Source organism: Variovorax sp. MPBD4-3 (genome assembly GCF_058809745.1).
Genome location: NZ_JBXASW010000018.1, coordinates 17,078 through 39,263, shown reverse-complemented (window position 1 = coordinate 39,263; position 22,186 = coordinate 17,078). Strand labels below are relative to the sequence as shown.

At 69.7% G+C, this 22,186-nt stretch carries 24 protein-coding genes; 10 read left to right on the top strand and 14 right to left on the bottom strand.

Features of this window, described 5'->3' with window-relative positions; translation table 11 throughout:
* The first annotated feature begins 30 nt into the window (after nt 1-30).
* From AC1RVW_RS13590 to dbpA, 4 genes are all read left to right on the top strand, one after another.
* Nucleotides 31-1,266, top strand: a complete 1,236-nt coding sequence (locus AC1RVW_RS13590; protein ID WP_493200476.1) for an MFS transporter — start codon at nt 31-33, stop codon at nt 1,264-1,266.
* Between the two features lie 363 nt (nt 1,267-1,629).
* Nucleotides 1,630-1,878: a hypothetical protein gene (locus AC1RVW_RS13585; RefSeq protein WP_081271150.1), complete on the top strand. Its 249-nt coding sequence runs from the start codon at nt 1,630-1,632 to the stop codon at nt 1,876-1,878.
* 58 nt (nt 1,879-1,936) lie between these two features.
* On the top strand, nt 1,937-2,209 hold the full coding sequence (infA, locus tag AC1RVW_RS13580; RefSeq protein WP_015867950.1) for a translation initiation factor IF-1: 273 nt from the start codon (nt 1,937-1,939) through the stop codon (nt 2,207-2,209).
* A gap of 85 nt (nt 2,210-2,294) precedes the next feature.
* Nucleotides 2,295-3,725 (top strand): ATP-dependent RNA helicase DbpA, encoded by a 1,431-nt coding sequence (gene dbpA, locus AC1RVW_RS13575; protein ID WP_493200474.1) that lies wholly within the window; start codon nt 2,295-2,297, stop codon nt 3,723-3,725.
* Here the strand turns inward: dbpA and AC1RVW_RS13570 are convergent.
* On the bottom strand, nt 3,700-5,154 hold the full coding sequence (locus AC1RVW_RS13570; RefSeq protein WP_493200472.1) for an MATE family efflux transporter: 1,455 nt from the start codon (nt 5,152-5,154) through the stop codon (nt 3,700-3,702). The genes dbpA and AC1RVW_RS13570 overlap by 26 nt on opposite strands.
* Before the next feature lie 59 nt (nt 5,155-5,213).
* On the opposite strand from AC1RVW_RS13570, the gene AC1RVW_RS13565 reads away from it, so the two are divergent.
* Nucleotides 5,214-5,384, top strand: a complete 171-nt coding sequence (locus AC1RVW_RS13565; protein WP_164546861.1) for a hypothetical protein — start codon at nt 5,214-5,216, stop codon at nt 5,382-5,384.
* 93 nt (nt 5,385-5,477) lie between these two features.
* The gene (locus tag AC1RVW_RS13560) at nt 5,478-5,798 is read left to right on the top strand and encodes a hypothetical protein (RefSeq protein WP_409194549.1); all 321 of its coding nucleotides are present in this window, start codon (nt 5,478-5,480) and stop codon (nt 5,796-5,798) included.
* Between the two features lie 19 nt (nt 5,799-5,817).
* On the opposite strand, the gene AC1RVW_RS13555 is transcribed toward AC1RVW_RS13560, so the two are convergent.
* Complete coding sequence (locus AC1RVW_RS13555; protein WP_493200469.1) at nt 5,818-6,705, bottom strand: LysR family transcriptional regulator; 888 nt, start codon at nt 6,703-6,705, stop codon at nt 5,818-5,820.
* A 92-nt stretch (nt 6,706-6,797) separates the two neighbouring features.
* Between AC1RVW_RS13555 and AC1RVW_RS13550 the strand changes: the two genes are divergently transcribed.
* On the top strand, nt 6,798-7,766 hold the full coding sequence (locus AC1RVW_RS13550) for a DMT family transporter (RefSeq protein ID WP_493200467.1): 969 nt from the start codon (nt 6,798-6,800) through the stop codon (nt 7,764-7,766).
* Entirely contained in the window at nt 7,697-7,918 is a 222-nt protein-coding gene (locus AC1RVW_RS13545; protein WP_493200465.1) for a tautomerase family protein, read from the top strand. The genes AC1RVW_RS13550 and AC1RVW_RS13545 overlap by 70 nt, the downstream gene beginning before the upstream one ends.
* Nucleotides 7,919-7,928: 10 nt before the next feature.
* On the opposite strand, the gene AC1RVW_RS13540 is transcribed toward AC1RVW_RS13545, so the two are convergent.
* The 9 genes from AC1RVW_RS13540 to AC1RVW_RS13500 form a co-directional block, all read right to left on the bottom strand.
* Nucleotides 7,929-8,597: a GntR family transcriptional regulator gene (locus AC1RVW_RS13540; RefSeq protein WP_234382226.1), complete on the bottom strand. Its 669-nt coding sequence runs from the start codon at nt 8,595-8,597 to the stop codon at nt 7,929-7,931.
* 26 nt (nt 8,598-8,623) lie between these two features.
* The gene (locus AC1RVW_RS13535) at nt 8,624-9,922 is read right to left on the bottom strand and encodes an FAD-dependent oxidoreductase (protein ID WP_493200463.1); all 1,299 of its coding nucleotides are present in this window, start codon (nt 9,920-9,922) and stop codon (nt 8,624-8,626) included.
* Nucleotides 9,919-10,173, bottom strand: a complete 255-nt coding sequence (locus tag AC1RVW_RS13530) for a (2Fe-2S)-binding protein (protein ID WP_081268263.1) — start codon at nt 10,171-10,173, stop codon at nt 9,919-9,921. The genes AC1RVW_RS13535 and AC1RVW_RS13530 overlap by 4 nt, the downstream gene beginning before the upstream one ends.
* On the bottom strand, nt 10,170-11,273 hold the full coding sequence (locus tag AC1RVW_RS13525; RefSeq protein WP_493200461.1) for an NAD(P)/FAD-dependent oxidoreductase: 1,104 nt from the start codon (nt 11,271-11,273) through the stop codon (nt 10,170-10,172). Before AC1RVW_RS13525 ends, AC1RVW_RS13530 begins: the two co-directional genes overlap by 4 nt.
* A gap of 11 nt (nt 11,274-11,284) precedes the next feature.
* Nucleotides 11,285-12,220, bottom strand: coding sequence for a 4-hydroxyproline epimerase (locus AC1RVW_RS13520; protein WP_493200459.1), 936 nt, complete (start codon nt 12,218-12,220; stop codon nt 11,285-11,287).
* A gap of 14 nt (nt 12,221-12,234) precedes the next feature.
* Nucleotides 12,235-13,368, bottom strand: a complete 1,134-nt coding sequence (locus AC1RVW_RS13515; RefSeq protein WP_493200457.1) for a branched-chain amino acid ABC transporter substrate-binding protein — start codon at nt 13,366-13,368, stop codon at nt 12,235-12,237.
* A gap of 51 nt (nt 13,369-13,419) precedes the next feature.
* Nucleotides 13,420-14,334, bottom strand: a complete 915-nt coding sequence (locus tag AC1RVW_RS13510) for a dihydrodipicolinate synthase family protein (protein WP_493200456.1) — start codon at nt 14,332-14,334, stop codon at nt 13,420-13,422.
* A gap of 147 nt (nt 14,335-14,481) precedes the next feature.
* A complete protein-coding gene (locus AC1RVW_RS13505) occupies nt 14,482-15,222 on the bottom strand; it encodes an outer membrane lipoprotein (protein WP_493200454.1) in 741 nt (246 codons plus the stop codon).
* 128 nt (nt 15,223-15,350) lie between these two features.
* Nucleotides 15,351-16,136 (bottom strand): Crp/Fnr family transcriptional regulator, encoded by a 786-nt coding sequence (locus AC1RVW_RS13500; protein ID WP_493200452.1) that lies wholly within the window; start codon nt 16,134-16,136, stop codon nt 15,351-15,353.
* Nucleotides 16,137-16,241: 105 nt separating this feature from the next.
* Here AC1RVW_RS13500 and AC1RVW_RS13495 point away from each other — a divergent pair, with 105 nt between their 5' ends.
* Both AC1RVW_RS13495 and AC1RVW_RS13490 read left to right on the top strand, forming a co-directional pair.
* On the top strand, nt 16,242-18,239 hold the full coding sequence (locus tag AC1RVW_RS13495) for an acetoacetate--CoA ligase (RefSeq protein ID WP_493200450.1): 1,998 nt from the start codon (nt 16,242-16,244) through the stop codon (nt 18,237-18,239).
* A 59-nt stretch (nt 18,240-18,298) separates the two neighbouring features.
* Nucleotides 18,299-19,285: a tripartite tricarboxylate transporter substrate-binding protein gene (locus AC1RVW_RS13490; protein WP_081268257.1), complete on the top strand. Its 987-nt coding sequence runs from the start codon at nt 18,299-18,301 to the stop codon at nt 19,283-19,285.
* Nucleotides 19,286-19,292: 7 nt separating this feature from the next.
* Here the strand turns inward: AC1RVW_RS13490 and AC1RVW_RS13485 are convergent, their stop codons facing one another.
* The 3 genes from AC1RVW_RS13485 to AC1RVW_RS13475 form a co-directional block, all read right to left on the bottom strand.
* Nucleotides 19,293-20,594, bottom strand: a complete 1,302-nt coding sequence (locus AC1RVW_RS13485) for a HipA domain-containing protein (RefSeq protein WP_285414054.1) — start codon at nt 20,592-20,594, stop codon at nt 19,293-19,295.
* A gap of 20 nt (nt 20,595-20,614) precedes the next feature.
* A complete protein-coding gene (locus AC1RVW_RS13480) occupies nt 20,615-21,073 on the bottom strand; it encodes a helix-turn-helix domain-containing protein (protein WP_493200448.1) in 459 nt (152 codons plus the stop codon).
* 98 nt (nt 21,074-21,171) lie between these two features.
* Nucleotides 21,172-22,146 carry a tripartite tricarboxylate transporter substrate-binding protein gene (locus AC1RVW_RS13475; RefSeq protein ID WP_172839853.1) on the bottom strand — a complete coding sequence of 325 codons (975 nt, stop codon included), beginning with the start codon at nt 22,144-22,146 and terminating at the stop codon, nt 21,172-21,174.
* Between the last annotated feature and the right edge of the window lie 40 nt (nt 22,147-22,186).

Sequence of the window (22,186 nt, the reverse complement as noted above, 5' to 3'; positions counted from 1 at the left end):
GCCTCGGAACACCTTTGAACGGAGCCTTCCATGCCAACCAACCCCACTGCCGCGCCCTTGCCCGAACGGTTGCCCATGAGCCTCGGCTGGCTCGCGCTGGGCGCCTTCGCCATCGGCACCGAAAGCTTCATGGTCGCGGGACTGCTGCCGGTGCTGGCGGCCGACCTGCAGGTCAGCGCCGCGCGGGCCGGGCAATTGGTGCTGCTGTTCGCGCTGAGCTACGCCGTCGGCTCCCCGCTGATGGCGGCGTTGTTCGCGCGCTTCGGGCGGAGGCCGCTGCTGATCGCCAGCCTCGCCGCGTTCTCGGGCCTCGCACTGGCGGCGGGACTGGCGCACGGCTTCGCGCTACTGGCGCTGGCGCGCATCGCGCTGGGACTGGCAGCCGGCGTGTTCCTGCCGACCGCAAGCGCCGTGGCGGCGGCGATGGTGTCGCCCGCGCTGCGCGGCCGGGCGCTGGCCATCGTGAGCGGCGGCGGCACCGTGGCGGTGGCGCTCGGCGTGCCGCTGGGCGCATGGATCGCGAGCTGGGGCGGCTGGCGCACGGCCTACTTGCTGATCGCGGCGGTGGCGGCGCTGGCCGCCTGGGGCCTGGCCCTGGGATTGCCGCGCGCCCTGGCGCAAGCCCCCGCCGCCGCGAAGCAGGCACCGGCCTTCGAGGCGGCGCGCGCACCCGGCGTGCTGCCGGCGCTGCTCGTCACCCTGCTGTGGGCCACCGGCGGCTTCAGCTTCTACACCTACATCGCGCTGTTCCTGTCGGGCACGCTGGGCTTCGGGGCCGAAGGCGCGAGCGCGGTGTTCTGCGCCATCGGCGTGGCGGCGGCCCTTGGCACCGCGGCCGGCGGCTGGGCCACCGACTGCTTCGGCGCCGACCGCGTGGCGCAGGGTTTTGCACTGATGCTGGTGGTGATTCTGGGCGGCCTGTCGTTCGCGGCGCAGATGCTGCCGCGCGGGCTGGCGTTGCCGCTGATCGTGGGGCTGTCGGCGCTGTGGGGCTTTGCCGGCTGGGGCTTCGGGCCGGCGCAGGCGGTGCGGCTGATCCGGCTGGCGCCAGACCGCGCGCCGATGACGCTGTCGCTCAATGCATCGGCGACGTACCTCGGCATCGCGGCAGGCTCGGCGCTGGGCGGCGCGGCCATCGAGCTGTTCGGCGTGAGCGCGGTGGGATGGGCGGGCGCGGCGATGCAACTCGCGGGGCTGGCGCTGCTGCTTAGGGCGGCTCGCAGGGCACGGAGGGCCTGTTCCGCCCCGGCATCGCTATGTTTTTAGTAGCTGAAAACCTCTGATCGCTGGCCCCTCGGGGCCTTTTTCATGGAGGCGTTGTAATTAAGACAAGCGGTCGTCATGCCCTGCGGGCTATAATGTCGGGTTCGTTTCGATACCACGACGAAGAATTTCGTCAATACCGCCGGCTGACCTGCACTGTCCTTGGATTCTTCAGGCCCCTCATTCCCAAGCCGGCTCATACAGTGTGTTGGAGCGCCAGACCGGGCGCCCATGATTGCCACCACTGCCTTCGTTCCTGTTGAAGCGAATAGCGCGTCCGCCGCGCCATTCCGGCCGGCCCACGCCCGTTTTCAATTATTTTTCAGGCTCTTCGCGCTTCGTATCCGCGCGCCGAGCCAAGGCTTCATGGACATCATTCAACACAGTATCGCGGTGGGCAAGTACCTTGTTTCGCCGCTCATCCGACACCAGGACGACGGCAATTTCGCCGCTTCCGTCTCCATCCGCTCCGGCAGCGGCAGCGGCATGCACGACCGCGTGATGCGTTTCACGCCGCGCTTCGCCAGCCACGCCGCGGCGGTCCGCTATGCCGTCGACGAGGGCCTTGGCTGGGTGCGCGAACGCGCGCCCCTCGCACTCCCGTGCGCGGCCTGAAACAATTACGCCCGATTCCATCTCCAACACACATCGAACGATTCAGAGGTAATCACACATGCCCAAGGAAGAACTGATCGAAATGAACGGCGCGGTGACCGAAGTCCTGCCCGACTCGCGCTACCGCGTCACGCTCGACAACGGCCATCAGCTGATCGCCTACAGCGGCGGCAAGATGCGCAAGCACCACATCCGCATCCTGGCGGGTGACAAGGTGTCGCTCGAACTCTCGCCCTACGACCTGACCAAGGGCCGTATCACCTTCCGTCACCTGGAACGTCGCGGCCCGCCGCCGACCAACTCCGGCAACAACAACGCACCCCGCCGCTGATCCGCGACTGACGCAAGGCCTTGCGGCGCCCCGCCAAGGGTGCCGGCAAGGCTTTTGTTTTTTTGCGCTCCCCGGCTGCTGAACGATGACCACAACCAATCCCACAGCCGGCGGCACCCCAGCCGACAACGGCTTTGCCACGCTGGCGCTCACGCCCCAGACGCTGGCCAACCTCACCCAGCTCGGCTACACGCAGATGACGCCGATCCAGGCGGCCGCGCTGCCGCCCGCGCTGCTCGGCAAGGACCTGATCGCGCAAGCCAAGACCGGCAGCGGCAAGACCGCCGCCTTCGCACTGGCGCTGCTCGCCAACCTCAACCCCCGGCGCTTCGCCATCCAGGCGATGGTGCTGTGCCCGACGCGCGAGCTGGCCGACCAGGTCACGACCGAAATCCGCCGCCTGGCGCGCGCCGAGGAAAACATCAAGGTCGTCACGCTCTGCGGCGGCGTCGCGCTGCGCGGGCAGGTCGCCAGCCTGGAGCATGGCGCCCACATCGTGGTGGGCACGCCGGGGCGCATCATGGACCACCTCGAGCGCGAAAACCTCGACCTGTCCGCGCTCAACACGCTGGTGCTCGACGAAGCCGACCGCATGCTGGACATGGGCTTCTTCGACGACATCGTGACGGTGGCGCGCCAGTGCCCTTCGGCCCGCCAGACGCTGCTGTTCTCGGCCACGTACCCCGAAGGCATCGCCAAGCTCGCGCAGCAGTTCATGAAGAACCCCGAGCAGATCACGGTGCAGGCGCAGCATGAAAGCAGCAAGATCCGCCAGCGCTGGTACCAGGTCAAGGACAGCGAGCGGCTGCACGCCGTGAGCCTGCTGCTCGACCATTTCCGCCCCGTGAGCACGCTTGCCTTCTGCAACACCAAGCAGCAGTGCCGCGACCTCGTCGACGTGCTGCAGGCCCAGGGCTTCAGCGCGCTGGCGCTGTTCGGCGAGCTGGAGCAGCGCGAGCGCGACCAGGTGCTGGTGCAGTTCGCCAACCGCAGCTGCTCGGTGCTGGTGGCCACCGACGTGGCCGCGCGCGGGCTCGACATCTCGCATCTCGAGGCGGTGATCAACGTCGACGTGACGCCAGACTCCGAAATCCACATCCACCGCGTCGGCCGCACCGGCCGGGTGGGCCAGCAGGGCGGCTCGGAAGGCCTGGCACTGAACCTGGCCAGCATGAACGAGATGGGCAGCGTCGGAAAAATCGAGCTGCTGCAGGGCCGCGAATCGGAATGGCACGAGCTGTCCGAACTCACGCCCGCCAAGGGCACGCCGCTGAAGCCGCCGATGGCCACGCTGCAGATCGTGGGCGGGCGCAAGGAAAAGATCCGCGCCGGCGACGTGCTGGGCGCGCTCACCGGCGACTGCGGCTACACGAAGGAGCAGGTCGGCAAGATCAACGTGAACGAATTTTCGACCTACGTGGCGGTGGACCGCGCCATCGCGGCCGAGGCGGCGCGCAAGCTGTCCGCCGGCCGCGTCAAGGGCAAGTCGGTCAAGGTGCGGCTGCTGGAGCAGTAACGCCCGCCTGCGGCGTGGCCAGCGCCGATGCAGGCGCCACCGGTGCGTCGAGCACCGGGGCCGGTGCCGCGTCGGGCGCCTCCTGCCGCGCCAGCTTCGCGGCCAGCCTGAACGCCACCACCACCGCGAGCAGCCCGAAGATCGACGAGCCCACGGCCTGCCCGATCAGCACGCCGGCCGCCCCGTGGTGCGAGCCCCACCAGGCGAACGGAATCGTGCCCAGCGTGGCGCGCCCCCAGTTGAACGCGGTCGACAGCAGCGGATGCCCGAGGTTGTTGAACGAGGCGTTCGCCACGAACAGCCCGCCCGCGAAGAAGAAGCTCGCGGCCAGCCAGCTGCAGAACAGCGAGATCAGCTCCGCCGCCTGCCCTTCGGCCGAGAACGCGCGAATGAGCACGCCTTGCCCCAGCGCCAGCAGCAGCCACGCCGCGGCCACCGACGCCACCATGAACAGCAGGCTGTCGCGCAGGCCTTCCTGCACCCTTCGGTACTGCCCCGCGCCCAGGTTCTGCGCCAGGATCGGCCCGACCGCGCCGCTTAGCGCGTAGACCAGCCCGAAGGCCACCGGCGTGAGCCGGTCGATGGTGGCCGCGCCCGCCACCGCCGAGGGACCGAACTGCGCCACCGCATGCGTGACGAAGGCCGCGCCCACGGGCGTGGCCAGGTTCGTCAGCACCGCCGGCCCGGCCACCGAGCCCAGCGCGCGCGCATCGGCGCCGAGCCGCGAAGCCTGGAAGGGACCGAGCATGCGGTGCTTCACCACCACGCCGTGCAGGCCGATGGCCGCCAGCACCGTGCGCGAGACCACCGCGCTGATGGCCGCGCCGTCGAGCCCCAGGCCCAGGCCGAAGATCAATATCGGGTCGAGCACCGCCGTCACGAAGGCGCCCGCCAGCGTGACCGTCATCGAGCGGCGCGCATCGCCCACCGAGCGCAGCAGCGCCGACGTCGCCATGCCGATGCCCAGCAGCGGCAGCGTGTGCACCGTCACCGAGAGGTAGCGATGCGCGAGCCGCGCCGTCTCGCCCTGGGCGCCCAGTGCCTGCAGCGCCGGGTGCAGGAAGAAGGCGGTGCCCGAGCCCGCCAGCACCGACAGCGCCACCATCAGCACGAGGCTCGAGGTGCCGATGCGGCGCGCGTCTTCCATGCGCCCCGCGCCCACCGTGCGCGACACCACCGCCGCGATGCCGATGGTCAGCCCGATGCACAGCGACGCATGGAAGAAGCCCACCACGCCCGCGAAACCGACCGCCGCCGCAGTCTCCTTTTCGCCGAGCAGCGAGATGTAGAACAGGTTGATCAGGTCGACCGCGAACACCGCGATCAGCCCGATGGCGCCCGTGCCCGCCATGACGCAGACATGGCGCATCAGCGAGCCCGAAACGAAGCGCGGACGCCCGGCGCCGGCGGTTGTTTCGGTTATTGGCATATGAAATCCTCGATGTGGCCTAATTGCGGGTTCGAACATTACTTTTACCCGAGCTTTTCATGCCCAAGACATTCCGTACCGAAGCCGAACGCGTTGCCACCCCGAAGCCGACGCCGCTGCCCGGCTACACCGTGCCTCGCTCCGGTGGCGGCCAGAAGGTCAGCCTCGAGCGCGGCACCGCAACGCGCAGCAAGAAGAACCCTGGCAAGCGCGCCAAGAAGGGCGGCTGATCCAGCCTTCGCCGGCTCCACGGAGCCACGACGACGAACGCGCCCCCGGGCGCGTTTTGTCGTTGGGACGACGGCCTTCCTGAGCGATTCGCGATGTCCGACGACAACCAGATCTACATCCCGCCCTCGTTCTTCGCGGTCTACAGCGACGCGCGCCAGCGCCTGAGCGAGCCGATCGGCGTGGTGCGCGCGCGCTACGAGATCTGCGAAGACCTGGCGAACCATCTCGTGGGCCACGCGCAGATCCAGCACCACACCGAAGTACCGGTCGAGAGCGAGATCCTGCGGCGCATCCACGCCGGGCTGGCGACGCCCGAGGCGGGCGTGTCGGCGGCGGAAGCCGCCTGGATCGTCCAGCGGCTGGCCGAGCTGCTGGGCTGGCAGGGCCCGGAACCGGCGCCAGACGCCGACTGAGCGCGCCGCTCCGGAGCGATCAGCGCGCCGAAAACCGCTCGGCCAGGAAGTCGACGAAAGCGCGCGTCTTCGCCGCGAGGTGACGCGAGGGGTAGACCGCGTACACCGGCGTCTTGTCGGCCTCCCAGTCTTCGAGCACCGCCTGCAGGCGGCCCGAGGCCAGCTCGTTCTCGACGTAGATGCGCGGGATCAGGCTCAGGCCGAAGCCCGCGAGCAGCGCGTCGCGCACGGCGATGCTGGAGCTGACCTTGTAGCGTCCGTCGACGGGCACCGCCACGCTGCGGCCGGCGCGCTTGAAGGTCCATTTGTTCGCATGCCCGGAGAGCGTGAACTGCACGCACTCGTGGGCCTTCAGGTCTTCGGGCTGCGCGGGGCGGCCGAACGCGGCGAAGTAACCGGGAGCGCCGCACAGCACGTGGTCCATGGTCATGAGGCGGCGCGCGACGAGGCTGGAATCCTCGAGCCGGTCGCTGCCGCGGATGGCCAGGTCGTAGCCCTCGCCGATGATGTCCGAGCGGCTGTCCTGCAGGTTCAGCTCCAGCCGCAGCTTGGGGTAGCGGGCCATGAACTCGGGAATGACGGGCGACAGCGAGGTGAGCGCAAAAGTGAGCGGCGCGCTCACGCGCAGCACGCCGCCGGGGCTGCTGCCCATGGGCGCGAGGGCGGCGTCGGCCTCGGAAAGCTCGTCGAGGATGCGCGACAGGCGCTCGTGGTACGCGGCGCCGGCTTCGGTCAGGCTCATCTGCCGCGTGGTGCGGTTGATGAGCCGCACCTTCAGGTGCGCCTCCAGCTGCGCGATGTTCTTGCTGACGGCCGCGGCCGAGAGCCCCAGTTGCCGCGCGGCACCGGCGAAGCTGCCCGTGGCGGCGGTGGTGCGGAACACCTTGAGGGCCGTGAGATGGTCCATGCTGGAAACGCTGCGAATTGACGACTGGCGGTAAAGAATCAATTCATTATTCGAACATTCTCAACCGGCGGTCAATTCCATAGATTCGACCCATGACAAGCCGCACCACCGACGTCCTCCTCACCGCGTCAGCACCCGCGATCTGGGGCAGCACCTACATCGTCACGACCGAGCTGCTGCCGCCCGGCTACCCGCTGACGGTGGCGCTGCTGCGCGCGCTGCCGGCCGGGCTGCTGTTGCTGCTGATCGTGCGCAAGCTGCCGGAGCGCGCATGGTGGGGCCGCATCTTCGTGCTCGGCGCGCTGAATTTCTCGATGCTGTGGGCGATGCTGTTCCTGGCGGCGTACCGGCTGCCGGGCGGCGTGGCGGCCACCATCACGTCGGTGCAGCCGCTGCTGGTGGTGTTCCTGGCCGGCGCCTTTTTGGGCGCGCCGGTGCGCGCGCTGTCGGTGGCGGCGGCGGTGGTGGGCATCGGCGGGGTCGCGCTGCTGGTGCTCACGCCGAACGCGGCACTCGACGCCGTCGGCATCGCCGCAGCGATTGCAGCCGCGGTGTCGATGGCCTTTGGCACGGTGCTGAGCCGGCGCTGGCAGCCGCCGGTGTCGGCCCTCACCTTCACGGCGTGGCAGCTCACGGCGGGCGGCCTGCTGCTGTTGCCGGTGGCGCTGCTTCTGGAGCCGCCGCTGCCCTCGCTCACGCTGCACAACTGGATCGGCTTCGGCTGGCTCGGCCTGGTGGGCGCCGCGCTGACCTACATCGTGTGGTTCCGCGGCGTGGCCCGGCTGGAGCCCTCGGCGATCGCGCCGCTGGCCTTCCTGAGCCCGGTGACGGCCGTGATATTGGGCTGGGCGCTGCTGGGGCAGAGCCTCTCTGCATGGCAGGTGCTGGGCATCGGCATCGTGATCGCGAGCATCTGGCTCAGCCAGCGTGCGCAGCGCGGCGGGCAGCGTTGGCAGAATCGCGCAGCCACGCCCCCTGGAGGAATCCGCTCATGCCCCTCGTCACCATCCGCCTCGCTCGCCGCGAGCAACCCGCCACCCGCGAGCAGAAGGCCGCGCTGATCGACGGCGCCACCAGGCTGCTGCAGGAGGTGCTGGGCAAGCGGCCCGAAGACGTGACGGTGCTGATCGACGAGATCGACCCCGACAACTGGGGCCAGGGCGGCGAGAGCGCGACGGTGCTGCGGCAGCGGCGGCGCGCGGCGGTCGGCTGACCGGCGGGGCCTACCTGTCGATGATCTTGCGCGCGAACACTTCGAGGTAGTCCATCAGCCGGTCGGCGCCGGCAATGGCGGCGGCCTCGTCGCCGGTGGCGATGCCCTGCGCCAGTTCGAGGTGCGCGTTCGCGCCCTCGACGATCTCGCCCTCGTGCTGGTAGGCGTACCAGAAGCGCCGGCACTGCACGATCAGCGGCACCACGGCCTTCACCGCCGAATCGTTGTGGCTCGCCTGGTGGTTGACGAGGTCGAGCGCGCGGTCGGCCTTCATGTAGTCGTTGAGGTCGCCGCGGCCCGCGGCCTCGACCATCATCTCGGCGCAATGCACGATGGCCGTGCGCTGCTGCGCGGTGGCGCGGCGCGCGGAGCACGCGGCAATCAGCCGCTCGAGCACGCGCCGCGTGAGGATCACGTCGAGGTGGTCGGCAAGGTCGATGGTCGACACCAGCAGGCCCCGGCGCGGCTGCTGCACGATCAGGCCGATCGACACCATGCGCATCAGCGCCTCGCGCACCGGCGTGCGGCCGAGCCCGGTGCGTTCGGCCAGGTCGGCCTCGGCGATCTGGCTGCCCGGCTCCAGCTGCACGGTGGACAGCAGCGTTTCGATGGCGTCGTAGGCGAGGTCGGCGGCGCGGCGCTTGGGCGGGGGGCGGGAATCGGTCTTCGGGGCGGCCATGGTGTTCTTGTGCGGATGCTGCGGCGTCATTGTCGGGCGTCCACCGGGTCCGCTGTGTCCACCAGGCCCGCCAGCGTCGCGATGCGGACCGGCGACAGCGGCGGCCTGGGCGCGGGCGGCGTCCAGCCGAAGAGGAACTGCGCCGCATCGCCGCAGACACGGCCCTGGCAGGCGCCCATGCCGCAGCGGCGGTGCAGCTTGGCGTCGGTCCAACCGGTGCAGCCGTCCAGTGCGGAGAACTGAACGTCCTCGCAGCGGCAGACGAGCGTGTCGGCCTGCGGCATTCGCCTGATGGCGTCGGCCAGCGCGAAAGTCCGGTGCAGCTGCGCCGCGAAGGCGTTCCAGCGGGCGCGCTCGCTTTCGAGGGCTTTCGCCGCGCGCTCGTTGCCCACGGCGGCGTGGCCGGCAATGGCGCCTTGCACCAGCGCGCGCTCGCTGCCGCCGAAGCCGGTGCATTCGCCGGCGGCGTAGATGCCGTGGACGCTGGTGGCCTGCCTTGCATCGACCGACAGGGCCTGCGTGCCGCCGCCGGCGGGCGCGAGTGCGCAGCCGAGCAGCTGCCCGAGCTGCGTGTTGGGCGTGAGGCCGAAGCCGCAGGCCACGCGGTCGCAGGCGATGTCGACTTCCTTGCCGCCTTGCAGCAGCCGGACCGATTCGACCTGCGTCGCGCCATGCACGGAGACGATGCGCGACGAGGTTCGATAGCCGGCGTCGGCCAGCGTCACGGCCTGCGCGGCCTTGCCCGGCCAGCGCGCCAGGCTGGCGCCGAAGCGCGCGACCGCTGCGAACGACGCCTGCTCGGCAATGCGCAGCACCTTCGCGCCTGCCGCGCGTGCGGTTGCTGCGGCGGCAAGAAGCAGCGGCCCGCTGCCCGCGATGACGATGCGTTCACCCTCGACAGGCATGCCCGCCTTGACGAGCGCCTGCAGGCCGCCCGCGCCCGTCACGCCGGGCAGCGTCCAGCCGGGGAAGGGCAGCAGCAGCTCGCGCGCGCCGGTGCAGAGAATGAGCTTGCGCCACGCCATGCGCGTCGCGCCGCCGGCGTCTTCGAGCAGCAGTTCGCAGGGCGCGGCAATGGCGACGATGCGCGTGCCGCTGCGCACGCGGATGTTCGCGTGCGCGGCGAGCGCGTCGCGCCACTTGCGCGCCGCCGGCGGCAGGGCGGCGCCGGGGCCGTCGCGCCAGATCTGCCCGCCGGGCGCGGGGTTGTCGTCGATCACGACGATGGATGCGCCGCTCGGCGCGGCCGCCACGGCCGCCGCCATGCCGGCCGGCCCGGCGCCGACGACCAGCAGGTCGCAGCTGTCCGTCGCGATGCCGGTCATTCCGTCGTCTCCACGCGCATGCCCTCGGCGCACACGGTCTGGCAGGCGAGCCTGCGGCGGCCGTCGACCAGCACGCGGCATTCCTGGCACACGCCCATGCCGCAGAACGGCGCGCGCGGCTGCCCCGTGACCGAGGTGCGCGCGGCGCCCATGCCGCCGCCATCGGCCACGCGCAATGCCGCGGCCACCGAGCTGCCCGTTTTCACGCGCACCAGATGCCCGTCGATGTGCAGCAGGGTGTGGGCGCTCATGCCATGCCTCGCAGGCCGCGCGGCGCGTAGGGCGCCGGGTCGAAATCGGGCCTGGCGCCGGTCATCAGCGCGGCGAGCAGATGCGCGCTGCCCGGCGCGGTCGTCACGCCGAGGCCTTCATGGCCGACCGCGAGCCAGAGCTTGTCGCGCCACGGATGCCTGCCCAGCAGCGGCAGGCCGTCGGGCGACGCGGCGCGCATGCCGGTCCATGAACGCACGGCGTTGAGGTTGGCGAGCCCCGGGAGGTAGTCGAGCGTGCGCTGGAGCATGCGCGCCAGCATCGGCGCTTCGACCGCCGGATCGGTGGTGTCGAACTGGCGCGACGAGCCCACCAGCAGTTGCCCGGTGGGGCGCGGCTGCACGTTGAAGGCGACCGAATCGCCGTCGCTGTGGTGCGCGCTGGTCACATAGCCGAGCTCGACGAGCTGGTGGTGCACGGTGCCCGGATAGCGGTCGGTGATCAGCAGGTGGCCCTTCTTCGGGCGGATCGGGAGCTCGGGGCACAGCGCCGTGGCCTCGATGCCGTTGGCCAGCACGATCTGCGGCGCGCGGCGACTGCTGCCGTCGGCGAGCCGCAGGGCGCCGTCGTCCTGGATGGCGGCGACCTTTTCATGCTCGACGCGCACCGAATCCGCGGCCTGCGCGAGCAGCCAGCGCGCCGCGTTGGGCGCATAGAGGATGCCGTCGCCAGGCACTTCGAGCGCACCGGCCAGGCCCTTGCGCAAGGCGGGCTCCGCGCTCGCCAGTTCGCCAGCAGTCAGCAGGCGGCTGTCGATGCCATTCGCATGCAGATGCTGGCGCTTGCGTTCGGCCTCGGCCATTTCTTCGTCGTTGGCCGCGATCCAGAGCGTGCCGCAGGGGCTGTAGGCGCAGTCTTCGCTCATGCGCGGCGCCAGCGCGCGCCATTGCGCGACCGAACGCCGGCTCAGTTCCAGTTCGGCCGCGTTGTCGTCCATCACCACGAGGTGGCCCATGCCCGCGCCGGTGGCGCCGCCGGTGCGCGCATCGAGCACCAGCACCTGCAGCCCCGCCTGCGCGAGCGCATGCGCGCACGCCGCGCCGACGATGCCGGCGCCGATGACGATGACATCCGCGTCCATGCCGCCCGGCGTCAGAGCCGGATGCCCCAGCCGAAGGGATCGCCGTCTTCGATCAGCAGCGTGGCCTCCGCGCTGATGTGCGCGCGGCCGCGCAGCGTAGGAATGACCTTGTCGCCGTCCATCGCGTAGCTGGCCTCGAAGCGGCTGCCGATCACGCTGGCCTGCGTCCACACCGCGCCCGGCGCGAGCTTGCCGTCGGCCGCGAGGCAGGCGATCTTGGCGCTGGTGCCGGTGCCGCAGGGCGAGCGGTCGTAGGCGTTGCCGGGGCACAGCACGAAGTTGCGGCTGTCGGCGCCTTCGCTGTCGTCGGCGAAGAGTTCGATGTGGTCGATCTCCGCGCCGTCCGCGCCGGTGATGCCCTGCGCCGCCAGTGCGCGGCGCAAAGCGGCGGTGTAGTCGGTCAGCGCCGCGAGGTTGTCGCTGGCCACGCGCTGGCCGTGTTCGCTCACCAGGAAGAACCAGTTGCCGCCCCAGGCCACGTCGCCGCGCACGACGCCGTGGCCCGGCAGCTCGACCGCCGCCTGCCGCAGGTGCCGGTAGGCCGGCACGTTGCGCACGCTCACCGAGCCGTCTTCGTGCAGCGTGGTCGTGACCGTGCCCACGGGCGTCTCGATGCGGTGCTCGCCCACGCCGATGCGCCCCATGTGCGCCAGGCTCGCGACCAGCCCGATGGTGCCGTGGCCGCACATGCCGAGGTAGCCGGCGTTGTTGAAGAAGATCACGCCGGCGGCGGCGTCGGGCGACACGGGCTCGCACAGCAGCGCGCCCACCACCACGTCGCTGCCGCGCGGCTCCAGCACGGCGGCGGCGCGCCATTTGTCGTGCCGCTCGGCCAGCAGCGCGCGGCGCTCGGCCATGCTGCCGCCGCCCAGATCGGGGAACCCGCCGATCACAAGGCGCGTGGGCTCGCCGCCCGTGTGCGAGTCGATGACCTGGATGCGTTGCATGCGGCCGGGCCCCATCAGTAGCTGGCCAGGGGAACGGGCGCGGCGTTCTTGAAGGTGAACACCGTGATCGGCGCCTGCTTCATGTTGCCCTTGTCGTCGTAGGCGTAGGTAGCGGCCACGCCCTTGTAGGTGGTCTTGTAGAGCTCGGCGCCGACCTTGTCGGGGTCGATGGAGTTGGCCTTCTTCATCGACTCGCCGATGAACATCACCTGGTCGTAGTACGAGGCGGCGTAGGCGTCGGCATCGATGTTGAAGCGCTTCTTGAATTTCTCCTTGAACGCCGGGCCGCTCTGCGCCTTCTCGAGGATGGAGCCGCCCTGCGCGCAGAACACCACGTCGTTGACCGCGTCGCCGCCGAGCTTGCCGGTGGCGGGGCTGCAGACGGTGTCGCCGCCCAGCAGCTTGCCGGCCACGGCCAGCTGCTTCATCTGGCGGGCCATGGGCGCGGCCTGCGGCGCATAGCCGCCGAAGAAGATGGCCTCGGGCGCCTTGGCCTTCATGTTGGTGAGGATGGCGGTGAAGTCGACGGCCTTGTCGGTGGTGAACTCCTGGCCGACCACGCTCAGGCCCTGCGCCTTGGCTTCCTTGGTGAACTCTTCCGCCAGGCCCTGGCCGAAGGCGGTGCGGTCGTCGATCACGCCGACCTTCTTGACCTTGAGCACCTTGGCCGCATAGACCGCCATCGCGCCGCCGATCTGGTTGTCGCTGGCGATGATGCGGTAGAGGTTCCTGTAGCCGCCCTGCGTGACCTTGGGGTTGGTGCCCACGGTGGAGAGCAGCACGCCGCCGTCGCTGTAGATGCGCGAGGCCGGAATGGCCACGCCGGAGCAATACGGGCCCATGACGAACTTCACGCCGTCGTCCACGAACTTCTGCGCCACGCTCACGCCGGTCTTGGCGTCGCACTGGTCGTCTTCGGAGACCAGCTCGAACTTGAGCGCCTTGCCGCCGACCACGAGCTTCTTCGCGTTGAGCTCCTCGACGGCCAGGCGCACGCCGTTTTCATTGTCCTTGCCCGCGAAGGCGTTGGGGCCGGAAAGCGGGCCGCTGTGGCCGATCTTGACCACCTGCTCCTGCGCATGCGCCTGGCCTGCAAGGGCGAGGGCCGCGAGTCCGAGAAACGAAACCATGCTTGCTTTTGTCTTCATGCTTCTTCCTGCTGGGTTGGGGACGATGAAAAACGCGAGGCCGTGCGGTTATTACATGACCGACTGGTATTGAACAGGCCGGCTCGCGAGCGCCTTCTTCACGATGCCTTCGATGAACTCGCGCTCGGCGCCGATGAGCGGCAGGCGCGGACGGCGCATGTGCTCGGTGCCCACGCCCACCAGCACGTCGATGAGCTTGAGGTTCTGCACCAGCTTGGTCGACACGTCGAGGTGCAGCATGGGCGTCATCCACTGGTAGAGCTTGAGCGCTTCGGCGAACTTGCCGGCCTTCATCAGGTCGTACAGCGCCACGGTCTCGCGCGGGAAGGCGCAGCCGACGCCGGCCAGCAGCCCGTCGCAGCCGAGTGCGAGGCCTTCGTAGGCGAGGTCGTCCACGCCCAGGAACAGCTGGTAGCGGTCGCCCACGGTGTTGCGCAGGTCGGTGATGCGGCGGATGTCGTCGGTGCTTTCCTTGATGGCCGCGATCCATTCGCAGTCGGCCAGCTCGACCATGTGCTGCGGCTTCAGGTCGACGCGGTAGGCCACCGGGTTGTTGTAGACCATGATGGGTTTCTGCGCCGCGTTGGCGATCGTGCGCACGTTGAGCATGGCCTCTCGCGCGTCGGCCACGTAGATCACCGAGGGCATCACCATGAAGCCGGCCACGCCGAGCTTGTTGGCGCCGTCCACGTAGCGCAGCGCCTCCCGGGTGCTGGTTTCCGACACGTTGGCAAGCACCGGGATGCGGCCGTCGGCGGCTTCGAGCGCGATCTTCGCAACCTGCAGCTTTTCTTCCAGCGCGAGCGTGCTGGCTTCGCCGAGCGAGCCGCAGGTGACGAGGCCGTGGATGCCGTTGCGGATCTGGAAGTCGATGTGCCGGGCGGTGCCTTCGGCGTCGATGCTCTCGTCGGCGTGGAACTTGGTGGTGACGGCGGGGAAGATGCCTTGCCAGCGGGGATTGCTCACTTGGTCGCTCCTTGTGGATGTGCGGTGTGGAAGCGTCGCACTTTAAATATATTAACGATATACCGTCAAGATATTCGTGGGGCAAGCGCTCTTCCGGGCACGGAGCTTGTGTGATATCGCGGCCCGGGGGCGGGCCGCCGCCGTGCGCTACTTGCGGCCGTCGGCCGGGCGCAGCACGCCGCGCCTGAGCGTGACCGGCTTGCCGATGGGCGGCGCGCTCTTGGTCTCCACCGTACGCAGCGAGCCGTTGTCCATGCGCACGCCGACCTCGTAGACGGTGACGGTGCGCACGTGCTTCTCGATGGCATTGCCCGCGAAGCCGCCGCCGACCGCGCCGAGCACGGTGGTCGCGGCACGGCCGTTGCCGTGGCCGAACTGGTTGCCCACAAGGCCACCCACCACGCCGCCCGCGACCGCGCCGACACCGGTGGTGCGCTGGGCACGCTGCACCGGTCGGACCGATTCGACCCGGCCGCAGACTGCGCAAGGCGGCGGTGCGGGCTGGGCGGCGGCCACCATCGGTGCATTCGAGCCGGGAGCGGGGGCAGGCTGGACGGCTTGCGCCGGCAGCGGGGCCGGAACAGGCGTGGACATGGGCGCCGCGGCCATGGCCTGCGGTGCCGGGCCCGCGCCGGTAGGTGGCACGGCGGGGGCGGGCGGCATGAGCTCGGGCTTGAAGTCGTCCGGCGCCTTGGGCGCCATCGCGGTGGACACGGGCGGCGAGGCTGCGGCGGCCGCCGTCGTGTCCTGCGACTGCTTGTGCAACAGCACGCCGCCCAGCGCCACCACGGCCACGGCCAGGGCGCCGATCACTGCCCACAGTGCCTTTGGCGACCTGGTGGCGCCCGGCGCGCCGGAGGGTTGATCGAGGGGCGATGTCGAGTTCATGGGGAATCCTTTTCTCTTTCCCTCGCAGCATGCGGGGAACCCACCCCGGAGCATGGGCGCCGACGCCGCGTTGTCAATCCAGCGGCGTCCTACACGCAGCGTTTGCCACGCCGCTGCGGAAAAGGGCGTCAGCCGGAGCGCGCCATCTCGGCGATGGGGTCGAGCGCGAGCAAGGTCAGGTGCCCATAGCCGACGTGCAGCCAGCCCCGAGCCTGCATGTGCTGCAGTGCCAGGTTGCAGCGCTGGCGCGAAACAGCGGCGATGGCGGCCAGTTCGTCCTGCGCGATGGGCAGGTGGACGAGGCCGAGCGGGTTGTTCAGCACATGCGCCAGTCCGCACAGCGCATTCGCCACTCGCGCGGGGCCGCGCATCAGCCGCACGTCGCCCACATGGTCCATGAAGTAGTGCAGGCGCTCGTTGATCTGCGAGTACACGAAGTCCTTGAACACCGGCTGCTCCTGCAGCAGACGGGCGAAATCGTCCAGCGGCAGCAGTACGACGCGGCTGTCGCGCAGCGCCACGTAGTCGGCATGGCGCGGCTTGCCGCGCAGCAGCGCGCCTTCGCCGAACCAGCAACCCGGCAGGATGCCGCCGAGCGTGGAACTGCGTCCGTCCGCGGCGAGCACGGAGGTCTTGAGCAGCCCCTGCGCGAGTCCGAACCAGGCTGTCGGTATCTCGCCCCGCCGGGCCAGCAGCTGGCCCTGCGAGACCCGGTGTTCGCGGGCACGTTTCAGGATCCAGCCCTGTGCCGGGGCCGGGAGCACCGCGTACCAGGGCGAAAGGCGCAACAGCTCGTTCAGCCGGTAGCCGGCAGGTTCGCCCACGTTCAGGCGCCGAGGCGGCAGGCGGGTGGCCGGTGCCGCGTGCGGCACCGGGCCAGGCGGAATCGGCAGATCGTCCGGCTTCGTTTTCAACGGGTAAACCCTTCCTCCAAATGTCCCCGTTTCAACAGTAGCGCTTCGACGCAGACCGAACAATCCGGCCCAACCCGCCCGCACCCTGGATTCATCGGCCACGACATGCACACCTCGACCCCCTCCGAAGCTCAAGCCCCACTGCTGTGGTCGCCTTCGGCCGAACAGATTCGCGCCAGCCGCCTGCACGACTACCAGCAATGGCTGGCCGACCGCCACGGCGTGCCCGCGGGCGGCTACGAAGCGCTCTGGCAGTGGTCGGTGGAGGAACTGGACGCCTTCTGGCAATCGGTGCGGGAGTACTTCGGCGTGGTCGGCCACGGCGATCCGCAACCGGCACTGGGCCGCCGCGAGATGCCCGGTGCGCAGTGGTTCCCGGGCATGCGGCTGAACTATGCCGAGAACCTGTTTCGCCGGGCGCCCATGGACCCGGCAAGTCCGGCGATCATCGCGCGCAGGGAAGGCGCGCCGCTGCGCACCGTGTCGTGGGCCGGGCTCGAACGCGACGCCGCCGCGCTGGCCGGGCAGATGCGCGCCTGGGGCATCGGCCCCGGCGACCGGGTGGCCGGCTACCTGCCCAACTGGCCGGAGACCGTCGTCGCTTTCCTGGCTTGCGCCAGCATCGGCGCCATATGGTCCAGCTGCGCGCCGGACATGGGCCCGGGCGTGGTCCTGGACCGGTTGCGCCAGATCGAGCCCTGCCTGCTGCTGGCCACCGACAGCTACCGCTACAACGGCAAGCGCCACGATCGCATCGCCCAGGTCAGGGAGTTGCTGGCCGAGCTGCCCAGCGTGAAGCGCGTAGTCCACGTGCCGGGCGCCGCGGACGAAGCGCCTGTGCCCGACTGGCGCGACCGCGTCGACTGGGCCGAGGCGCTGCGCAACGACGCGCCGCCGCACTACGAGCGCCTGCCTTTCGACCACCCGCTGTGGATCGTCTATTCCTCCGGCACCACCGGCCTGCCCAAGGCGATGGTGCACGGCCACGGCGGCATCGTGCTCACGCACCTGAAGACCATGGCGCTGCAGCACGACCTGCGCGAGGGCGACCGGCTGCTGTTCCTGGGCAGCACCGGATGGATCGTGTGGAACCTGCAGGTGGGCGCGCTGTTGACCGGCGCGAGCATCGTGATGTTCGACGGCAACCCCAGCTGGCCGGATGCCGAGGCGTTGTGGCGCTTCATCGACGAGCAGGGCGTCACGCTGTTCGGCTGCGGCGCGGCCTACCTGGTCAATTGCATGAAGGAAGGCTTGCGCCCGCGCGACATCGCGAAGCTGGACCGCCTGCGCGCCATCAACGCGACCGGCTCGCCGCTGCCCGTCGACGCCTACCTGTGGGTCTACGAGGCCGTCAAGCCGGACCTCTGGCTGGCTTCCATCAGCGGCGGCACCGACATCGCCTCGGGCTTCGTGGCTTGCGCTCCCAGCCTGCCGGTGCATGCCGGCGAGATCCAGTGCCCCGAGCTGGGCGTGGCGGCCTACGCCTTCGACGACGCCGGCCGGCCGGTGGTCGATGAAGTGGGCGAACTGGTCATCACCAAGCCGATGCCCTCGATGCCGCTCTACTTCTGGAACGATCCCGATGACCAGCGCTACCGCGAGAGCTACTTCACGACCTTTCCCCGCGTCTGGCGGCACGGCGACTGGATTCGCTTCACGCCGCGGCGCAGCGCGGTGATCTACGGCCGCTCCGACAGCACCATCAACCGGTTCGGCATCCGCATGGGCACGGCCGAGATCTACCGGGTGGTGGAGCAACTGCCCGAGGTGCGCGACAGCCTGGTGGTCGACCTGGAGTACCTGGGCCGGCCGTCGTTCATGCCCCTGTTCGTCGTGCTGCAGCCGGGCGCGACGCTCGACGCATCGCTCAAGGAGCGCATCTGCGCCGACATCCGGGCCAAGGCCTCGGCGCGCCATGTGCCCGACGACGTCGTCCAGGTCGACGAGATTCCGCGCACGCTCAGCGGCAAGAAGATGGAAGTGCCGGTGCGCAGGCTGTTGCTGGGCGCCCCGGCCGACAAGGTGGCCAGCCCCGACAGCATGCAGAACCCTGGCAGCCTCGCCTTCTTCATCGACTACGCCCGACAGCGCACGGCCGCCTGACGCCGGCGCTCCCCAGTTTTTCCCCGCACGCATACACACACACTCAAGGAGACAGAACCATGCAACGACGTCACTTCCTGAACACCATGGCCGGCGCCGCCACCGCGGGGGCGCTGATGCCCTTCTCGGCCATCGCGCAGGCACTGGACCAGGTGAAGGTCATCTACGGCTTTCCCGCCGGCAGCGCCGGCGACAGCGTGGCGCGCCGCGTGTCCGAAAAGCTGGGCGGCACGGCCTACAGCAAGAACCCGGGCTATGTGGAGAACAAGCCCGGCGCGGGCGGGCGCATCGCGCTGGAGACGCTCAAGGCCGCGCCGGCCGATGGCTCCGTGCTGGCACTGGCCCCCGTGTCGGCGTTGGCGGTCTACCCGTACATCTATCCGAAGCTCGCGTACAAGCCGGAAGACGTGACGGCCGTGTCCATCGGCGCGATCATGTTCCATGGCCTGGCCGTGGGGCCCGCCGTGCCCGCCGAGGTCAAGACGCTCAAGGACTTCCTGGCCTGGGCCAAGGCCCACCCCGAGAAGGCCAGCTACGGCTCGCCCGGCGCCGGCTCCATGCCGCACCTGCTGGGCGCGCTGCTGGGCATGCGCGCGGGCGTGGAGATCAAGCACGTTCCCTACCGCGGCACCGTGCCCAGCATCACCGACCTCGTGGGCGGGCAGATCGCCGCCGCCATGAACCCGAGCGGCGACTATCTGCAGTACATGAAGACCGGCCGCATCCGCGTGCTGGCGACTTCCGGCAAGAAGCGCTCGCCCTTCCTGCCCGACGTGCCGACATTCACCGAGCTGGGCTACCCCGACGTGACCTCCGAGGAATGGTTCGGCTTCTACGCGCCCGCCAGGACGCCCGCCGCCACCATCGCCGCCGCCAATGCCGCCATCACCCAGGCGCTGAAAGACAAGGCCGTGGTTGACGCGCTGGCCCTGGTCGGCCTGGTCGCGAACGCCAGCACGCCGCAGGACATGGCCGCCGACCAGAAGGCCGAGTACGAGCGCTGGGGGCCGCTGGTGAAGCAGATCGGCTTCACCTCCGAGTCCTGAGCGGCTTCTACGCAGCGATGCCGTCGAGGCCCGCGAGGAATCGCTTCGCCTCGCCCCGCATGCCCTGCGAAATGGTCTGCCAGGTCCGCGCGGGAAAGCCAGGCGGCAGCAGTGCCTCGACCTCGTCCAGCGCGGCGTCCACCGACGCCACCAGGCCGAGCATGGCGTTCCATACGTCGATGCCGCCGTTCTTCATGGCCAGGCCATGCCAGTGGCGCGCCTGGATGGTCTGGAACACGTAGTGCGTGTTCCGCGAGCGCACGGCCATCGCCAGCCCCGCCTTGCGCGGCTGGAACTGATTGGCGCCATCGCCTAAGTACGGCCACATCGAGATGACGTCGTACAGCGGCGTCATCTCGTAGGCGTCGCCGCGCTGGAGATGGATCGAGAAGTTCTTGGCGTGCCCGTCCGTGGCCGCGAGCAGAAAGAAAGCCAGCTGCGCGAGCAGGAAGCGCATGCCGTCGTCCGCGCTCCGGCTGCCTTGCAGAAGCTGCAGGCACTTCGGCATGCCGGGGCCGCCGTGCTGCTCGTACTTCTTGTCTGACGGCAGGCCCAGGGCCTGGCAGAAGTCTTCCTGCGGCAGCCGCGCGATCCAGGTGCCGCCGTCCATCCATTCGCGGTCGAAGCGCTCCACCATCAGCACCGTCTGCCCGCCGAAGGTGGCCATGGAGGTCGGCGCCACCGGCAGGCCCAGGGCCTCGACGATCTGCGCGCACAGCCATTCGTTCTGCACCGAGTCGGAGGCGTCCACGCGCCTGGAGCCGCCGATCAGCCCGAGCGGCAGCTTCACGATGTGCGTGGTGGGCGTGGCGCCGTGCGGCCGGCACCACGCGCCATTCCATCGGGTCAGTGCCGTCTTTTCCTGCGCGCCGGCCAGCGAGATGCGAAACAGGTCTTCGTCGCGCATGCCTTGCGGGGCGTCTTCGGACGGCACGGCCTGCAGCAGTTCGGCGATCTGCGCGTCGTCCAGCGGCTCGCAGTTAATGGCGTTCCAGCCTTCCGGCACAGCCCCTTCGGGCAGCAGCTGCACGGCACCGACGCAGTCGCGGCCGATGGCTTCGAGCAGGCCGAAGGTCGTGGCATCCTTGAGCCGGAAGCGGTTGCGCAGCCGCGCGCGAATGCGGTCGTTGTCGGGCAGCAGGTTGTCGAAGTAGTTGCGGACCACATCGCCGCGAACCTCGAGCGTGCTGTTGAGCGGAATCGACAGCGACAGCGAGCGCCGCCGGGGCGATTCCAGCCAGGCCGGGTCGTAGCGGAAAGCGTGGGCGCCACGGTCGGCGAACCAGGTGCCTACGCGCTCTCCGTTCATCCAGGCGTCCAGGGCCTGCGTCACCAGGATTCCCTCTTCGGCCGCACGACGAAGCTCCGGCGCGACGTGGGCTTGACCTCCTTGCCGGGATTCAGCGCCTGGAGCGCCCGAAGCGATTCGCCCGGTGCGCCCGGCGATTCGGTTTCCAGGCGCACCAGCACAGACTGATCGCTCATCTGCGTGGCGGTCCATGGGCCGGGCGGGAGCTTCACTGCGTCGTATTGCGCGGCCTCTTCAGCGGCCACGAGCACGCGGCTTGGCGCAGCCTCGTCGCGCAGGCAAAAGGAGGCCCCCAGCGCCGACAGCAGTTTCATCAACTGCTCGAAGCTGACCGCGCCGGGGTTGGCCTCGATTTCCGCAACGCGGGCCTGGCTGACGCCGATGAGCGCGCCGGCCTGCGCTTGCGTCAGCCCGCGCTGCTTCCGCAGGGCCTTGAGGTGCGGCCGGAGCTGGTCGACGAAGCGCAGGGGATAGTCCATGGCGGACTCAGAATATCGGCCCTGTCTTGTTTTGTCAAAATATCGGCTTTGACGTATTTTTACGAATTATCAGGCTGAGCCTGTATTTCTCCGGCCATTCAATCGATCTTCGCGCCCGACGCCTTCACCACCGCGCCCATCGCATCCCAGTCCGAGCGCAGCAGCTTCTGGAATTCTTCCGCGCTCTGGCTGCGCGGCTCCACGCCCAGGCGCTTGAAGCGCTCCTGGATCGCCGGGTCGGCCAGCACCTTGTTGGCCGCAGCGTTGATGCGCTCGACCTCCGCCTTGGGCGTGGCGGCCGGCGCGAGCAGGCCGATCCACGAGTCGAAGGCATAGCCGGGCAGGCCGCTTTCGGCCACGGTCGGCAACTTGGGCAGGAAGGGGCTGCGCGACTGGCCGGTGGACGCCAGCAGCTTGATGCGCGCGTCGTCCTGGAAGCCGATCACGCCGATGCTCGACGAGATCACCGCCTGCACCCGGCCCGCCAGCACTTCGTTGACGGCCTCGCCGGTCGACTTGGTCGGGATGTGCGTCATCTGCAGCCCCGCCTTCGCCAGGAAAGAAGCCATCGCGAGGTGCGTGGCACTGCCGTTGCCGGCCGAGGCGTAGTTGTACTTGCCGGGATGCGCCTTGACCTCCTTGATGAAGTCGGCCGTATTCGACACGCCCATGCCGCCCGCCACCGCCAGCACGTAGCCCGCGTTGCCGACGTTGGCCACGCCGACGAAGTCCTTCAGCGGGTCGTAGCTCAGCTTGTTGTAGAGGAAGCCCGCGATGTTGTGGCTCGCGGCCGCCAGGATGAGCGTGTTGCCGTCGGCCGGCGCGCGCGCCACCAGGGCCGCGCCCACGGTGCCGCCCGCGCCCGCGCGGTTCTCGACGATGGCACTGGCGCCCAGCGCAGCGCCCAGCTCGTTGTTGAAGGCGCGCGCCACCGTGTCCTGCACCGCGCCGGTGCCGAAGGGCACGACGATGTGGATCACGCGCTGCTGCGCATGCACCGGTGCGAAGGCACAGAGCGCGGCAGCCGCGGCAAGCGCGCCTAAGGCACGCCGGGAGAACAGGGTCGAAGGCATCGTGGGGGCCGCTTTCTTTTTGATCGTCATCAACACAGGG

Excerpts from the sequence above, each read along its gene's own strand:
- AC1RVW_RS13590 (WP_493200476.1), top strand. The coding sequence starts at position 31 with ATGCCAACCAACCCCACTGCCGCGCCCTTGCCCGAACGGTTGCCCATG.
- AC1RVW_RS13585 (WP_081271150.1), top strand. The coding sequence starts at position 1,630 with ATGGACATCATTCAACACAGTATCGCGGTGGGCAAGTACCTTGTTTCG.
- infA (WP_015867950.1), top strand. The coding sequence starts at position 1,937 with ATGCCCAAGGAAGAACTGATCGAAATGAACGGCGCGGTGACCGAAGTC.
- dbpA (WP_493200474.1), top strand. The coding sequence starts at position 2,295 with ATGACCACAACCAATCCCACAGCCGGCGGCACCCCAGCCGACAACGGC.
- AC1RVW_RS13570 (WP_493200472.1), bottom strand. The coding sequence starts at position 5,154 with ATGCCAATAACCGAAACAACCGCCGGCGCCGGGCGTCCGCGCTTCGTT.
- AC1RVW_RS13565 (WP_164546861.1), top strand. The coding sequence starts at position 5,214 with ATGCCCAAGACATTCCGTACCGAAGCCGAACGCGTTGCCACCCCGAAG.
- AC1RVW_RS13560 (WP_409194549.1), top strand. The coding sequence starts at position 5,478 with ATGTCCGACGACAACCAGATCTACATCCCGCCCTCGTTCTTCGCGGTC.
- AC1RVW_RS13555 (WP_493200469.1), bottom strand. The coding sequence starts at position 6,705 with ATGGACCATCTCACGGCCCTCAAGGTGTTCCGCACCACCGCCGCCACG.
- AC1RVW_RS13550 (WP_493200467.1), top strand. The coding sequence starts at position 6,798 with ATGACAAGCCGCACCACCGACGTCCTCCTCACCGCGTCAGCACCCGCG.
- AC1RVW_RS13545 (WP_493200465.1), top strand. The coding sequence starts at position 7,697 with ATGCCCCTCGTCACCATCCGCCTCGCTCGCCGCGAGCAACCCGCCACC.
- AC1RVW_RS13540 (WP_234382226.1), bottom strand. The coding sequence starts at position 8,597 with ATGGCCGCCCCGAAGACCGATTCCCGCCCCCCGCCCAAGCGCCGCGCC.
- AC1RVW_RS13535 (WP_493200463.1), bottom strand. The coding sequence starts at position 9,922 with ATGACCGGCATCGCGACGGACAGCTGCGACCTGCTGGTCGTCGGCGCC.
- AC1RVW_RS13530 (WP_081268263.1), bottom strand. The coding sequence starts at position 10,173 with ATGAGCGCCCACACCCTGCTGCACATCGACGGGCATCTGGTGCGCGTG.
- AC1RVW_RS13525 (WP_493200461.1), bottom strand. The coding sequence starts at position 11,273 with ATGGACGCGGATGTCATCGTCATCGGCGCCGGCATCGTCGGCGCGGCG.
- AC1RVW_RS13520 (WP_493200459.1), bottom strand. The coding sequence starts at position 12,220 with ATGCAACGCATCCAGGTCATCGACTCGCACACGGGCGGCGAGCCCACG.
- AC1RVW_RS13515 (WP_493200457.1), bottom strand. The coding sequence starts at position 13,368 with ATGAAGACAAAAGCAAGCATGGTTTCGTTTCTCGGACTCGCGGCCCTC.
- AC1RVW_RS13505 (WP_493200454.1), bottom strand. The coding sequence starts at position 15,222 with ATGAACTCGACATCGCCCCTCGATCAACCCTCCGGCGCGCCGGGCGCC.
- AC1RVW_RS13495 (WP_493200450.1), top strand. The coding sequence starts at position 16,242 with ATGCACACCTCGACCCCCTCCGAAGCTCAAGCCCCACTGCTGTGGTCG.
- AC1RVW_RS13490 (WP_081268257.1), top strand. The coding sequence starts at position 18,299 with ATGCAACGACGTCACTTCCTGAACACCATGGCCGGCGCCGCCACCGCG.
- AC1RVW_RS13485 (WP_285414054.1), bottom strand. The coding sequence starts at position 20,594 with ATGAACGGAGAGCGCGTAGGCACCTGGTTCGCCGACCGTGGCGCCCAC.
- AC1RVW_RS13480 (WP_493200448.1), bottom strand. The coding sequence starts at position 21,073 with ATGGACTATCCCCTGCGCTTCGTCGACCAGCTCCGGCCGCACCTCAAG.
- AC1RVW_RS13475 (WP_172839853.1), bottom strand. The coding sequence starts at position 22,146 with ATGCCTTCGACCCTGTTCTCCCGGCGTGCCTTAGGCGCGCTTGCCGCG.